This window comes from Pseudomonas sp. LA5, from assembly GCF_028640825.1.
Taxonomy (GTDB): Bacteria; Pseudomonadota; Gammaproteobacteria; order Pseudomonadales; family Pseudomonadaceae; genus Chryseomonas; species Chryseomonas aestiva.
Genome location: NZ_JAQYZY010000058.1, coordinates 1 through 13,308 on the forward strand (window position 1 = coordinate 1; position 13,308 = coordinate 13,308).

Sequence of the window (13,308 nt, forward strand, 5' to 3'; positions counted from 1 at the left end):
CGACCCTGCTTTAGCGATTGCACACTGAGGGGCGAAGACGGTATCTACGGCCGAGATCGGCTGCGTAGGTCGGGTTGAGCGCAGCGAAGCCCAACGCGGCGAGGCCTCTGTGCTGGAGCGCCCTCACCCCAGCCCTCTCCCAGGGGAGAGGGGGCGGTCGAGCCTGGTGCGGGGTTGTGGCTCGTGCACCTTGGCCGCGTCACCGTAGCGTGGAAAACCGCGCAGCGTTTTCCACTGGGCAAGCCTGCCTCCATTCGTGGATAAGGCTGCGCCGTTATCCACCCTACGGCCGAGATCGGCCGCGTAGGTCGGGTTGAGCGCAGCGAAGCCCAACGAGGGGAGACCTCTGTGCTGGAGCGCCCTCACCCCAGCCCTCTCCCAGGGGGAGAGGGGGCGGTCGAGCCGGGTGCAGGGTTGTGGTTCGTGCACTCCGGCAGCGTCACCGTAGCGTGGAAAACCGCGCAGTGTTTTCCACTGGGCAAGCCTGCCTCCATTCGTGGAAGGCTGCACCCTTATCCACCCAGGGCATCCCAACCGCCCCCTCTCCCTCCGGGAGAGGGCTGGGGTGAGGGGGCGATCCGCTCGAAAGTGGCCCTCAGGTCCCTACGATCAGATCGCGGATGCGCACCGCCAGGGCGTCCATGGCGAAGGGCTTGGTCATCACGTGCATGCCGGGCTCCAGGTGGCCGTTGCCGACCACGGCGTTTTCGGCGTAGCCGGTGATGAACAGCACCTTGAGTCCGGGGCGGCGCTGGCGGGCGGCATCGGCCATCTGCCGGCCGTTCATCCCGCCAGGCAGGCCGACATCGCTGATCAGCAGGTCGATGCGCACATCGGATTCCAGCAGGCGCAGCCCGGAGCTGGCATCCGCCGCTTCCAGGGCGGCGTAGCCCAGTTCTTCCAGCACCTCCACCACCAGCATCCGCACCGTGGGTTCGTCATCCACCACCAGCACCGTTTCGCCGTGGCCCTGGCGCGGCAGGGTCGGCTGGCTGGCGGCGAGGTCAACGCCAGTGGCCACTTCGCGATGGCGCGGCAGGAAGAGGGTGACGCTGGTGCCCTGATCGACCTGGGAATGGATGCGTGCCTGGCCGCCGGACTGGCGCACGAAGCCGTAGATCATCGACAGGCCGAGCCCGGTGCCCACCCCGATCGGCTTGGTGGTGAAGAAGGGGTCGAAGGCCTTGGCGATCACCTCGGGCGGCATGCCGCAGCCGTTGTCGGTCACCGAGAGGGCGATGTATTCGCCCGGGTCCAGGTCGCGTACCCGGCCCATGCGCGCATCCAGCGCCCGATTGGCGGTCTCGATGAAGATCCGGCCGCCCTCGGGCATGGCGTCGCGGGCGTTGATGCAGAGATTGAGCAGGGCGTTTTCCAGTTGCGGCGGATCGACCAGGGTCGACCACAGCTCGCTGCTGGCCACCACCTCGATCTGGATCGCCGGCCCCACCGTGCGGCGGATCAGGTCTTCCATGCCGGCCACCAGGCGATTGACGTCGGTGGGCTTGGGGTCCAGCGTCTGCCGGCGGGAAAAGGCCAGCAGCCGGTGGGTCAGGGCGGCGGCGCGAATGGCGGCGCCCTGGGCGGCGGTGGTGTAGCGCTCGAGATTGTTCAGCCGACCCTGGCCGATGCGCACCGTGAGCAGGTCCAGACTGCCGACGATACCGGCGAGCAGGTTGTTGAAGTCGTGGGCCAGGCCGCCGGTGAGTTGGCCGACCGCTTCCATCTTCTGCGACTGGCGCAGCTGCTCTTCCAGCAGCGCCTGGGTTTCCGCGGCGTCCTTTTCCCGGGTGATGTCGCGCCCGGCGCCGGTGAGGCGATCCTGTTCGGTGTCCATCGACAGCGTCCAGGACAGCCAGCGCCAGCTGCCGTCCGCCGCCTGGACGCGATTCTCCACCCGCGCCGGCAGGCCGCTGCGGCGCAGTTCGTCCAGCGCCACCAGCACGCCGGGCAGATCATCGGGATGGATGAGTTCGGTGTAGGGGCGGCTGAGCAACTCGGCCTCGGAATAGCCCAGGCCGCGCGACCAGGACGGACTCACCCGCAGGAGCTGCCCGGTGAAGTCGGCGGTGAGCAGCAGGTCTTCGCTGAGCGCCCAGAGCCGGTCGCGCTCGGCGGTACGGGCCTGGACCTCCTGGCTGAGGCTGAGATTCTGCGCCTGGATCAGCGCCTGGGCGTCGCGCTGGATGGTGACGTCCTGGGCGAAGACATAGAAGCCGTCCACCGCACCGCGCGCATCGCGCCGTGGGCGGTAGTGGATGTCGGCGATGCGCCGGCGGCCATCCGGCCAGGCCCACGGCAGGTCCAGTCGCGCCGGGGTACCGTCCAGGGCGGCCTGGATGGCCGGACGCCGGGCGGCGAACAGTTCCGGCGCGAACACCTCGGCCATGCTGCGGCCCAGGATGCTCTGCGGCGCGTCCTTGAACCACTTGGGCGCCTCGATATTGGCGAAGCGATAGATCAGGTCGCGATCGACGAAGGCGATCAGGCAGGGCAGGGTGTCGGCCACCAGGCGCAGATTGAGTTCGCTGTCGCGCAGGGCACGTTCCGCGGTCAATCGCGCCGTGGCCGAGCGGGTGCGATTGGCGACCTCGCGGATGAACTGCAGCTCGGCCGGCGTCCAGCGCCGCGGCTGACTGGAACAGACATAGAGCAGGGCCACCAGGTTGCCGTGCTCGAACAGCGGCAGGTTGACGAGGGCGCGGGTCTCCAGGCGTTGCAGGGCCGCGAGGTTGTCACGGGTACGAGGGTCTTGCTGCACGTCCTCGATCACCACGGTTTCGCCACGCTTGAAGGCCTCGCTGTAGCTGCCGTAGTCGCGAAAATTCAGCGTGCCCATCAGGCTGCGGGCGCCCGGGATCGTCCAGTCGCGTTCCACGGTGATGGTCTCGGTCTCGGCGTCCACCAGACCGTAGCCCACCAGATGGGCATTCAGGATGGTGCCCAGGGCGGTGCAGGCGAGTTCGGTGACCGCCTCGATGTCGTTCAGCTGGCTGAAGCCTTCGCCCAATTCCGCCAGGGCGCGGCGATAGCGCTCTTCGTCACGGGTGGCCTGGGCGGCCTGCTCGCGCTCGGTGACATCCAGGAACAGCACCAGAAAGCTGTCCGGGCCAGCCTTGTGCGCATGGCCTTCGTACCAGCGGCCGTTGAACTGGAATTGCCGCACGTAGCTGAACGACTGGCCGGTATCCACCACCCGGGTGAAATCCTCCACCCAGAGGTCTTCGAGTTCGGGAAACAGGGTGCGGGCGGTCTGGCCGATCGTCTGCTCCGCGCTCAGGCCGAAGTGGGTGCACCAGGCGCGGTTGACCTGGTCGTAGCGCCAGTCCCGGCCACGGCCCTGGTCATCACGCAGGATGGTGCCAAGGATGAAGCCCTCGTCCAGTTGCTCGAACAGGCCGCGCCAGTAGCGCTCGCTCTCCGCCAGTTGCCGCTGTACCTCGCCGACGTGGCGCTGGCTGTCACGCAGGGCCTCGCCGGCCAGATGCTGGGGGGTGCGGTCGCGCAGGATCTTGACGAAGCCGGTATGGCGGCCGGCGTCGTCGTGCAGCGGATGCATCTCGCCGCTGGCCCAGAAGCGGGTGCCGTCGCGTCGCAGGTGCCAGCGTTCGTCTTCGGCGCGACCGTCCTGCAGCGCCAGCCGCATTTCCAGCGCGGCCCGGCCGTTCCGGTTGTCTTCCGGGGTGAAGAAGCACTCTGCCGGGGCGCCGCGGATCTCCGTGGCGGTCCAGCCCAGCAGGCGCTCGGCGCCGGTGTTCCAGTCGGTGATGACCCCGGCCGGATCCAGTACGACCATGGCGAAATCGATGGCGCCATCGAAGATCGCCAGGCGCCGCTGGGCGTCCTGGGGTGGCAGCGCGGTGCACTGGTCGAGCGCGGCGCGGAGGCGGCGGACTTCGGCCTGGAGTTCAGCGTAGGAGGGAGCGGATTCAGCCATGGGATCTTTCAAGCGCGTGGGCAGCGGAAGCGGACGCCAATGACGTCCAGCAAGAGCCTTAGAGTAAGAGAGTCGGGCGCCGGCTAGCGATCTGCCAGCACCTTTTTCCGACAGGCAGGGAATTAAGTAGCCGTTACGGCATCAGACAAGTGCCGGTACCAAGCGGCCAGCCGTCCATCCGAGGGTTGTGATCCAATTCGAGTAATTTCGGTCTATTTAGTCGTACTAATGAAGTAGCGTTGCCATGACCGATGTAGTTTCTTCCGCAGCCGTTACCACTGTGCTGGTGGTCGAGGACGATCCTGTACTGCGATCGCTGGCGACGGAGGTGTTCGAGATGGAGGGTTATGCCGTCCAGTCGTTCGACACTGCCGATGCCGCCTGGTGCTGGTTCGAAGCCGACCCGCTGCCGCCTGATCTCCTCTTCACCGACGTGCGCATGCCCGGTCGGCTGGATGGTCTCGCCTTGGCCAAACAGGTCCGCCAACGTTTTCCGCAGTTGCCGATACTGGTGTCGTCCGGCTATACCGGACAGCAGTACGCCGAACGCGAAGACCGGGCGCTGTTCCTGCCCAAGCCCTGGACCATCGACCAGTTGCTGAAGGCCTGCGGCCAGCTGGGCGTCTAACCGCCCGCCTGACGCGCGCGTGCGAGGCGTACCGCCGAATCCACCTCATCGAGCGTCCAGGGCTTCTGCAGGAAGATCACCTGCGGGGGCAGCGCCGTGGTGATCTCGTAGCCATAGCCCGAGGTGATGACCATGGGCAGCGCGGGCCAGCGCTGGAGCAGCATTTCGGCCAATTCACCGCCGCGCAGCTGGCCGGGCATCAGGTGATCGGTGATTACCAGCCCGGGAGCCTGCTGCTGCTGGAGCAGATGCACTAGGGCATCGTCGGCATTGTCGAACTGCCGACAGGTCCAGCAGAGGCGGTCTTCGAGATGGTTGCTCAGCAGCTCGGCGAGCAGGCTGTTGTCTTCGATGACGACGAGATAGGGAAGGGGATCTGGCGAGGTCATCGAGACTTCCGGAACGCGACGAGACGATTCCGGAAGTCTAGCAGAGCCTTGCCGGCGTCAGTCCGGCTTTTGTCTGACCATTGTTAGAACTCCAGGACGATCTTGCCGAAGTGGCTGCCGTCCTTCTGGAAGGCGAAGGCCGCGGCAATTTCGTCTAGCGGATAACTACGATCGATGACCGGCTTAATGCCGTTGCCTTCCAGCGCCTTGATCATCTCCTGCTGCTGGCGACGGCTGCCGACGATCAGCCCCTGCAGCCGCTGATGGCGGCGCATCAGATTGGCCGTGGGGACTTGCCCCTCGACGCCGGTGAGCACCCCGATCAGCGCCAGGTGACCATGGATACGCGCGGCCTGGATCGACTGCGCCAGGGTCGCCGGGCCGCCCACTTCCACCACGATGTCGACGCCACGGCCGCCGGTGATGGCCTGCACCTTGGCACCCCATTCCGGTTCGTCGCGATAATTGATCAGGTGATCGGCGCCCAGGGCATAGGCGCGCTGCAGCTTCTCGTCCGAGGAGGAGGTGGCAATCACCGTGGCGCCCATGGCCTTGGCCATCTGCAGAGCGAAGATCGACACCCCGCCGGTCCCCATGATCAGCACGCTGTCGCCGGCCTTGAGTCCGCCATCCACCACCAGGGCGCGCCAGGCGGTGAGTCCGGCGGTGGTCAGGGTCGCCGCCTCGGCATGGCTGTAGCCCTTGGGCGCCAGGGTGAAGGCCGTGGCCGGGCGTACCACCACCTCGCAGGCGAAGCCGTCGACGCCATCGCCAGGGGTCGTGGAAAAGTCATCGATGGGCGGCTCGCCATCCAGCCAGTGGGGAAAGAAGGTCGAGACCACGTGATCGCCCACGGCGAACTCGCTGACCCCGGCGCCCACGGCCTCGACCACGCCGGCGCCATCGGACATCGGAATGCGCCCATCGGCGGTCGGCATCTTGCCCAGCACCACGCCCAGATCGTGGAAATTCAGCGAGCTGGCCTTGATCCGCACCCGGATCTCGCCAGCCCCCGGCTGCCCGGGATCAGGCAATTCGCAGGCTTCCAGCTGGTCCAGACCACCGGGTTTGCGTAGGCGTATGGCGTGCATGAGGGTTCTCCTTTGGGGCGCAGGCCGCGGTTGGCCTGCCGATCCAGAAGGGACCCCAAGCGCCGCGCGGGAATTCAATCCAGCAGACGAGCCAGCCAGCGCTCGCGGGTCAGCTGGTAGCTGTCCAGCTCCTCCTCCCCGCCACGGATGGGGAACAGGGCGCGGACCCGTCCCTGCAGCGTAAAGCCGTTCTTGAGCAGTACGCGACCCGAGGCGGGATTCTCTGGCAGGTGGCGGCCGTTGATGGCGCTCAGCGCCCAATGGTCGAAGCCGAAGGCAATCAGGGCTGCGCAGGCTTCGGTTGCCAGGCCCTGGCCCCAGGAGGGCACGCCAATCCAGTAGCCGATATTGGCCGTGTCCTGGCCATCGCGGCGCAGCGAGATAACGCCGCACAGATCGTCGCGCGTCCGGTCGACGATGGCGAAGTGGGCTTGGCTACCTGTGGACCAGCCCGGTGCATGGGTGGCGAGCCACTGGTGGGCGATCGCCTCAGTGTAGGGATGGGGCAGGGTACCGGTGGTGGCGGCGATACGCGGGTCGCCGGCCAGGGTCACCAGGGCAGGTACGTCCCGCTCGCTACAGGGACGTAGCGCCAGGCGTTCGGTGAGCAGGCTGGGTTGCGGCAGCATGGCGGTCCTCCGGCAGCAGCGTGGGCGTCCNCTCGCGGCGCGCCGCGAGGACCTCGACTCAAGCCTGACGGAGCCGCGCGGGCGACAGGTCTTCAGCCAGCTCGGCCTGGGCAGGCGAGCTGGCGGCGCCACGTGCCCGGATCAGCACGATCTTGAGCTGTTCGTTGATGCGCTCCTGGCGGTCCTGGAAGAAATTATGGAAGACCACGCAAAGCAGAGCCACGGCGATGCCCAGGCCGGTGGCGAACAGCGCCGTGCCGATGCCACCGGAGATCTGCCCCGGATCGGACACCCCGGCCGAGGCCAGTGCCTTGAAGGTGTCGATGATGCCGAGGATGGTACCGAGCAGGCCCAGCAGCGGAGCGGCGGTGGTGATGGTCTCGATGATCCACAGGCTGCGCGCCAGGGGTGCCCGGGTGGCCAGGTACTGGGTATCGACCAGATCCTCCAGCGCCTGGTGATCGAGCCGGCCGCGCTGGGCCAGGATCGGCTCGATCATGTTGACCGGCAGACCGGGTCGCTCGGCCAGGGCGGCTGGCAGCCGACCGCTCTGCTGCACCTCGCGCTGGATCAGGGCCTCGGCCAGGTGCCTGGCCTGGCGACGGGTGTAGGCGAAGAACAGACCACGCTCGATGGCAATGAACAGCGCCAGGGCGATGCAGCCATAGAGGATGTAGAAGGTGGCGTCGTGCAGGAGTTGGGTATTCATGCGGGGCTCCGGGATCAGAAATGGCCTTCCAGGGAAACGGTCACGGTGCGTTCCATGGCGACGTTGTAGGTCGGGCTGCTACCGGCATAGCCCTGGTAGGCGACGGCATTGGTCTGCACGCTGTCGACGTCGTCCAGGTACCTCTTGTCGAACAGGTTGTCGACGTTCAGCCGCAGGGTGGCGTCCTTGAGGAAGCGTTTGTCGGTGGGCAGGTAGACGCCGGCGCCCAGGTTGAAGACCGTGGCGCCCGACACGCTCTCGTCGTTGGCGAGATCGCCATAGAGCTTGCTGCTGTACTTGCCGCCGAAGGTGCCGTAGTAGCGGCCGTCGTCATAACCGATATTGGCGGCCAGCATGGTGCGCGGCACGTTGGCGAATTGCTTGCCCTTGGTAGGCAGCTCGATGCGCTGCCCCTTGTTATAGACCGGCAGGTCGTCCTGCTGGATCGAGCGGGTATAGGTGTAGGAGGTGTAGTAGTTGAAATGGTGGGGCAGCAGGCCGCTCCAGGCCAGCTCCAGGCCGCTGTTGTCGACGTCGCCACCGTTGAAGCTGAGGCTGTCGCCGTTGATGTCCTTGCTCGAGGCCTGGCGATCCTTGAACTTGAGGAAGAACAGGCTTGCCGAGAAGGCCATGGTCTCGCGCTGCTGGCGCCAGCCCAGTTCCTGGTTCCAGCTGAATTCCGGTCGCAGGTTGAGGGAGTCCGGGCTGCTGTCGTACAGCACGTAGTTGGCCGGCACCCGCATGTTGCGGTTGACGTTGTAGAACAGCTGATTCTGCGCATCGAGCTGGTAGCTCAGCCCGGCGCTGGGCAGGAAGGCGTCGTAGCTGCGCGAGCGCTCGAAGGGCAGGCTGCCAAGATCGCCATGGTTTTCGGCCTTGCGCTCCACCTTTTGGTAGGCAGTGCCGACGTTCAGGGTCCAGTCCGGGCTCAGGGTCCAGGTGTCCTGCGCCCAGAGTTTGTGTGCCGGGGTTTCGGTGTAGCGGTCGCGGCCCTGGATCCGGTTGCCGCGAGCGTCCACCACGCTGCGGGCATCCGGCCAGAAGTTGTCATCTGCCTTGCCCGCCGCATCGATCGGGATATAGGGCTGGGTCTGCGATTGCCGGGCATATTCGAACCAGTAGCCGAATTGCAGGCTGTGGGCGTCATTCACGTCCCAGGTCAGCTTGGTGGTCACGCCTGGGCGCCAGGTCTGGGTGCGCGAGGGCCGGTAGTAGACGCCGGAGTTGGGCGTGCCATCGGCGGCATAACCGGCGGCGCTGTTCAGGTTGCTCAGGTCATAGACGCCATTGCGGCTGGAATTGCGATTCAGCGCGCTGCTGAAGTAGCCATTGCCGCTGCCGTCGCCCCAGTAGAAATAGGGGTTGAAGCTGAGCGCCAGATTGTCCTGCAACTGCAGGTGGCCGTTGAAGATGGCGCTGAAGTTCTCGAAGGGGTTCTTGCTGAACTCGTAGTAGCGGGCGATCTTGCCGTTGCTGCCCAGTACCGGGTTGTCTGGCGCCGGCGTATAGCTACGGCCCCCCTGCTGGAACTGGGCCTTGGTCAGCTTGGTGTAGCTGTCGTTGTCCTGCCGGTAGTACTTGAGGATCAGGTTGCCGGTATTGCCGTTGCCCTGGTCGAAGAAGCTGTTGAATTCGACCCGGTCGGCACGCACCGCACCCTTGCCACGCCAGAGTTCGCCCTCGGTATGAGAGGCCGACAGCCAGTTGCTGAAGCCGTTGAATTCGCCGGTGTTGAGCCGGGCGAAGGTTTTGGTCAGGCCATTGTTGCCTACCGCCTGCTTGACCAAGACGTCGCTGTCCTGGGTTGGACGGACGGTGGTGAAGCCTATGTTGCCGCCGCTGGAGCCGATGTGCGGGCCGTCCAGTTCCGAGGAGCCCTGGGTGACAAAGATCTGGTCCAGGTTTTCCGGATCGCCCAGCAGGTTGGCGTAGACCTTGTAGCTGCCGGAGTCGTTGAGCGGCATGCCATCCACCGAGACCCCGATCTCGCTGGAATTGAGTCCGCGCATGGTGAAGTTGAAACCGGAAATACCGCTGGCGTCGTTGCTGCTGACGTGCAGGCCGGGCGTGTATTGCAGCCGATCGATGGCGTTGGCGGTAGCGGTCTGCTTGTCCATCGCCTCGCGGGTCAGGCTGGAGCGCGACTTGGCGCTCTGCTCCGGGGCCAGGTAGCCGCCGCCCTGGGTGGTGTTGCCCTGGACACCGATGGTGCCCACGTCGCGTTCGGCGGTGCCGTCGGCCCATACCAGGCCGGGGCCCAGGCTGGCCGCCATGATGGCGAGACAGAGTTTGCTACGGTTCATCTCGAATCCTCGAAAGGCTGGTGGTTAACGGAGCGAATAGTCGAAGGTGGCGGTGATGCGCAGCTGGCTGCGTCCGGCGAAGGCCTCCGGTGGGAAGGGCTTGACCTGCTCGATGCGCGCCAGGCTGCTGGTGGCGGCGCGATTGAGCAGCATGCTGCTGGCGCGCTCTTCCAGGCCGCGGTCGAGGACCTTGCCGTTGCGGTCGACGAGCAGCCAGACCACCACCTTGCCGCTGGGTCGCTCCAGGGACGCCTGGCGGCCAGTGGGGTATTGCTTGTAGCGCTCCAGATCACCGCGCACGCCGTGCAGGTAGCCGCCTTCCAGGGCCTGGGCATCCACCTGCGGTTTGGGTGGCGGTGGGGCAGGCGGTACAGGGTGCGGCGCAGCTTCCATCGCCTTGGGCGGCGTTGCGACGGGGGGCGTGACGGGCTGTGGCTTGGCCACGGGTTTGGGGTGGTGCTCCACCCGCGGCTTGGGCTTCGGTTTCGGCTGGGGCTTGGGCTCCACCCGTGGCTTGGGCGGTGGTGGCGGGGCGACCGGTTGCTCCGTCACGACTGGCGGCACGTCCGGCGTGGGCTCGGGTTCGGGCTCCAGGACTGGCGGTGGCGGCGGTGTCTCTACTTCCGGCACCGGTGGTGTCGGCGCTTCGGGCTCGGGTTCGGCCAGGGCGAGCTGCACCGGCGGCTCGTCGTAGCTGGGCTGGATCTTCAGCGGCACCCGTTGCAGGGTCCAGGCGATGAGCACGGCTGCCAGCGCCGCCGGCAACCAGCCGAGGACATGGCGGGAGCGATAGAGGGCGTACATGGTCAGGGCTTGCGGGTGGCGATGGAGATGGCGTTGAAGCCACCCTGGCGGAGGCTGTCCATAACCTCCACCAGTCGCTCGATGGCGACCGCCTTGTCGCCGTTGATGATGATGGTGGTCTGGCTGTCGGGCTTGGCTTGCGCCTCAAGTCGCCCGGGCAACTCGGCCAGGGTCAGGGGCTCGCCATCGAGCTGCAGATCGCCGCTGGCGGCCAGGGTGACGATGGCCTTGTTCTGTGGTTTGAGTTGCACGGCGCTGCTGGCGCCTGGCAATTGGGTCTTGATGCCCAGGGCGGGAATCACGTTGAGGCTGATGAGTACGAAAAACACCAGCAGGAACATCATCACATCGATCATCGGAATGAGTTCGATATGGGCTTTGCGCTTCTTGGGTTCGTCCCAGGCTTTCATGGTCGGGGTCTACCGTTGGTCGGAAGCCGGAGACCCTAACAACCGTCCTTGACGCTTCCGCGACCGATTTCTTGCGTTGCGCTGACAGTTTGGCGTCACTTTCTGGACGAGCAGGAACTGTCATAAAAGCTCGTCATGCTGCCCCGCCCTGTGTAGAGCCGCCCGCTCTAGCCGGAGGTTCTTGCCCGGAGTTCTTTCATGTTGCTTCGTTTCCCCGCGTCTCTTGCTCTGGCCCTGCTACTCACCGGCTGTGCCAGCCCACCGTCCCAACCGGTCACGGTCAACCTGGCCCTGATCAACGACTTCCACGGCTATCTGGAGCCCAATCCGGCGCTGTTCGACCAGGGACGCAAGGGACAGCTCATGGGCGGTATCGCCAACGTCGGCGGGCTCATCGATCACCTCCGCCAGGAGGATCCCCAGACCCTGGTGATCGGCAGTGGCGATCTGATCGGCGCGAGTCCTGCGGTCTCCGCGCTGTGGGCCGACGAACCCACCCTGCAGGCCATGAACCTGCTCGGCCTGCAACTCTCCGCGGTGGGCAATCACGAGCTGGACAATGGCCAGGCCGAGCTGCTGCGCCAGGTCCGGGGCGGCTGCGATTCCAGCCGACCAGCCAAGGCCTGCCAGTTCGAGCCGCGCTGGCAGGGCACGCGCTTTCCCTATCTGGCGGCCGACCTGCTGGACGCGCGCACCAACCAGCCGTTGTTCCCGGCCTATCGCATCCTCCAGGCCCACGGGCAGAAGATCGCCTTCGTTGGGGCCGTGCTCAAGGCGCTGGACCAGATGGTCTCGCCGAAGGGGCTGGCCGGGCTCAAGGTGACGGACGAGGCGGATAGCATCAATGCAGTGATTCCCGAGCTGAAGGCTCGAAAGGTTGACGCCATCGTCGCCACCATCCACCAGGGCGGTACCAGCCTGGCGGGAGGTCCTGATTGCCAGGACCTCCAGGGGCCGATCGTCGAGGTGGTAAAGCGCCTGGACCCTGCCATCGACCTGGTCGCCAGCGCCCATAGTCACAAGGCCTATACCTGCCATGTAGGCCGGATGCCGGTATTCCAGGGCGGCGCCTATGGTCAGCTGGTCAGCCATGTGAGCCTGCAGATCGATCCGCACCAGCGACGTGTGACAGGGGTTCAGATGGAAAACCTGCCGGTGGTCCCGGGGCACTATCCGCCGGATCCGCAACTGGCGGCCTGGGTCGCCGGGGTCGTGGCCCGCAGCAAGACGGTACTGGAGCGTCCGATTGCCCGCCTGGGTGTATCCCGTCTGGAGCCGCGCTACGACACCGCTGGAGAAAGTGCCCTGGGTGATCTCATCGCCGATGCCCAACTGGCGGCCGTTCGCGATCAAGGTGCCCAGATCGCCCTGATGAACAGCGGCGGCATCCGCAACGAACTCGCCCTGGTGCCCGGGCAGTCGCGCTTGACCTATGCTCAGCTCGCCAGCTGCCAGCCCTTCGCCAACACCCTGACCCTGATCGATCTGACCGGCGCCCAACTGCGCGAGCTGCTGGAGCAGCAATGGCGTCGCGATCCTGACGCCAGGCCACTGCAGGTATCGGAAGGCTTCACCTATGTATGGGATGGACGTCGCCCGGTCGGGCAGCGCGTCGTACCGGGCAGCATTCGCCTGAATGGCGAAGCGCTGGCCGACGATCGCCGCTATCGGATAGTAGCTAACAGTTTCCTCGCCGATGGCGGCGATGGCGCAGCCCTGCTCAGGGACGGCAGCAATCGACGGGAGACCGTCATCACCGATCTGGAGGCACTGGAGCGCTATCTGGTGCAGCAGGATCGCCTGGGCAAGCCTGCGGGGCAGGCCGAATCGGCTGGGCGCCTTCGCCGTCAGGACGGCTGAGGGGAGGGTGGTTGCGGAGCCCATGGGGCTCCGCGACGCGCGACCTTACTTGATCGCCTTCTGCAATTGCTGCAGCTGCTCGGTGCGGGTGTTCAGGCGGGTTTCGCCGCGCTGGGCGTCGACCTTCTTCAGCTCGGCCTCGGCCATGCGCAGCTTGATGGTCTGCATGGCGGTCTGGATGCGTTGCTGGGTCAGGTAGGCCAGCTGGTCGACGGTGCGCTCGTTCTCACCGTCCTTGTAGGCCTTGTCGGTCTTGGCCAGCCAGGTGCCGGCATCCTTGGTTTCCAGTGCCGCCAGCTGGGTGGCCTGGGGCTGGGATTCGAGGGCGGCGTAGTCGTTGCGCGCCTTTTCCAGATTGGGGTTGGGCGGGGTGGCGCAGGCGGCCAGGGTCAGGGTCAGCGCCGACATCAGCGGGAGCAGAAAACGTTTACGCATGGTTTCGTCCTTCAAGAGAGCGGGCAGCCTTACTGCTGCACCTTTTTCTGTAGATTCTGTTGCAGCTGCAGGTTGATCTGACCTTCCTCACGGATCTGCTGGATGCTGTTCTG

Annotated in this window: 10 protein-coding genes and 1 pseudogene; 2 read left to right on the plus strand and 9 right to left on the minus strand. The window is 66.0% G+C overall.

The annotated features are described in order from the left end of the window. Window positions 1-595: 595 nt before the first annotated feature. Entirely contained in the window at window positions 596-3,937 is a 3,342-nt protein-coding gene (locus tag PVZ72_RS22070; RefSeq protein ID WP_273863018.1) for a PAS domain S-box protein, read from the minus strand. Window positions 3,938-4,181: 244 nt separating this feature from the next. Between PVZ72_RS22070 and PVZ72_RS22075 the strand changes: the two genes are divergently transcribed. Next, window positions 4,182-4,565, plus strand: coding sequence for a response regulator (locus PVZ72_RS22075; RefSeq protein WP_051226123.1), 384 nt, complete (start codon window positions 4,182-4,184; stop codon window positions 4,563-4,565). On the opposite strand, the gene PVZ72_RS22080 is transcribed toward PVZ72_RS22075, so the two are convergent. The 7 genes from PVZ72_RS22080 to PVZ72_RS22110 all read right to left on the minus strand — a co-directional run bounded on the left by PVZ72_RS22080 (window position 4,562) and on the right by PVZ72_RS22110 (window position 10,900). Continuing rightward, window positions 4,562-4,954: a response regulator gene (locus PVZ72_RS22080; protein ID WP_187980332.1), complete on the minus strand. Its 393-nt coding sequence runs from the start codon at window positions 4,952-4,954 to the stop codon at window positions 4,562-4,564. The two genes, PVZ72_RS22075 and PVZ72_RS22080, sit on opposite strands and share 4 nt — an antisense overlap. An 83-nt stretch (window positions 4,955-5,037) precedes the next feature. After that, window positions 5,038-6,045 carry a zinc-dependent alcohol dehydrogenase family protein gene (locus PVZ72_RS22085; protein WP_187980331.1) on the minus strand — a complete coding sequence of 336 codons (1,008 nt, stop codon included), beginning with the start codon at window positions 6,043-6,045 and terminating at the stop codon, window positions 5,038-5,040. Between the two features lie 74 nt (window positions 6,046-6,119). After that, a complete protein-coding gene (locus tag PVZ72_RS22090; RefSeq protein ID WP_273863019.1) occupies window positions 6,120-6,674 on the minus strand; it encodes a GNAT family N-acetyltransferase in 555 nt (184 codons plus the stop codon). Window positions 6,675-6,732: 58 nt separating this feature from the next. Beyond that, the gene (locus PVZ72_RS22095; RefSeq protein ID WP_273863020.1) at window positions 6,733-7,383 is read right to left on the minus strand and encodes a MotA/TolQ/ExbB proton channel family protein; all 651 of its coding nucleotides are present in this window, start codon (window positions 7,381-7,383) and stop codon (window positions 6,733-6,735) included. Window positions 7,384-7,397: 14 nt separating this feature from the next. After that, window positions 7,398-9,686, minus strand: coding sequence for a TonB-dependent receptor family protein (locus tag PVZ72_RS22100; RefSeq protein WP_273863021.1), 2,289 nt, complete (start codon window positions 9,684-9,686; stop codon window positions 7,398-7,400). A gap of 24 nt (window positions 9,687-9,710) precedes the next feature. Further along, a complete protein-coding gene (locus PVZ72_RS22105; RefSeq protein ID WP_273863022.1) occupies window positions 9,711-10,490 on the minus strand; it encodes an energy transducer TonB family protein in 780 nt (259 codons plus the stop codon). Window positions 10,491-10,492: 2 nt separating this feature from the next. Continuing rightward, a complete protein-coding gene (locus PVZ72_RS22110) occupies window positions 10,493-10,900 on the minus strand; it encodes an ExbD/TolR family protein (RefSeq protein WP_187980327.1) in 408 nt (135 codons plus the stop codon). A gap of 198 nt (window positions 10,901-11,098) precedes the next feature. Between PVZ72_RS22110 and PVZ72_RS22115 the strand changes: the two genes are divergently transcribed. After that, window positions 11,099-12,760 (plus strand): bifunctional metallophosphatase/5'-nucleotidase, encoded by a 1,662-nt coding sequence (locus tag PVZ72_RS22115; protein WP_273863023.1) that lies wholly within the window; start codon window positions 11,099-11,101, stop codon window positions 12,758-12,760. Window positions 12,761-12,811: 51 nt separating this feature from the next. On the opposite strand, the pseudogene PVZ72_RS22120 reads toward PVZ72_RS22115, so the two are convergent. Further along, window positions 12,812-13,195, minus strand: a pseudogene (locus PVZ72_RS22120) (DUF4398 domain-containing protein); the annotation flags it as partial. Window positions 13,196-13,308: the final 113 nt, after the last annotated feature.

What these genes read in the sequence shown, in the direction of transcription:
- PVZ72_RS22070 (WP_273863018.1), bottom strand. Translation starts at nt 3,937, where the DNA reads ATGGCTGAATCCGCTCCCTCCTACGCTGAACTCCAGGCCGAAGTCCGC.
- PVZ72_RS22075 (WP_051226123.1), top strand. Translation starts at nt 4,182, where the DNA reads ATGACCGATGTAGTTTCTTCCGCAGCCGTTACCACTGTGCTGGTGGTC.
- PVZ72_RS22080 (WP_187980332.1), bottom strand. Translation starts at nt 4,954, where the DNA reads ATGACCTCGCCAGATCCCCTTCCCTATCTCGTCGTCATCGAAGACAAC.
- PVZ72_RS22085 (WP_187980331.1), bottom strand. Translation starts at nt 6,045, where the DNA reads ATGCACGCCATACGCCTACGCAAACCCGGTGGTCTGGACCAGCTGGAA.
- PVZ72_RS22090 (WP_273863019.1), bottom strand. Translation starts at nt 6,674, where the DNA reads ATGCTGCCGCAACCCAGCCTGCTCACCGAACGCCTGGCGCTACGTCCC.
- PVZ72_RS22095 (WP_273863020.1), bottom strand. Translation starts at nt 7,383, where the DNA reads ATGAATACCCAACTCCTGCACGACGCCACCTTCTACATCCTCTATGGC.
- PVZ72_RS22100 (WP_273863021.1), bottom strand. Translation starts at nt 9,686, where the DNA reads ATGAACCGTAGCAAACTCTGTCTCGCCATCATGGCGGCCAGCCTGGGC.
- PVZ72_RS22105 (WP_273863022.1), bottom strand. Translation starts at nt 10,490, where the DNA reads ATGTACGCCCTCTATCGCTCCCGCCATGTCCTCGGCTGGTTGCCGGCG.
- PVZ72_RS22110 (WP_187980327.1), bottom strand. Translation starts at nt 10,900, where the DNA reads ATGAAAGCCTGGGACGAACCCAAGAAGCGCAAAGCCCATATCGAACTC.
- PVZ72_RS22115 (WP_273863023.1), top strand. Translation starts at nt 11,099, where the DNA reads ATGTTGCTTCGTTTCCCCGCGTCTCTTGCTCTGGCCCTGCTACTCACC.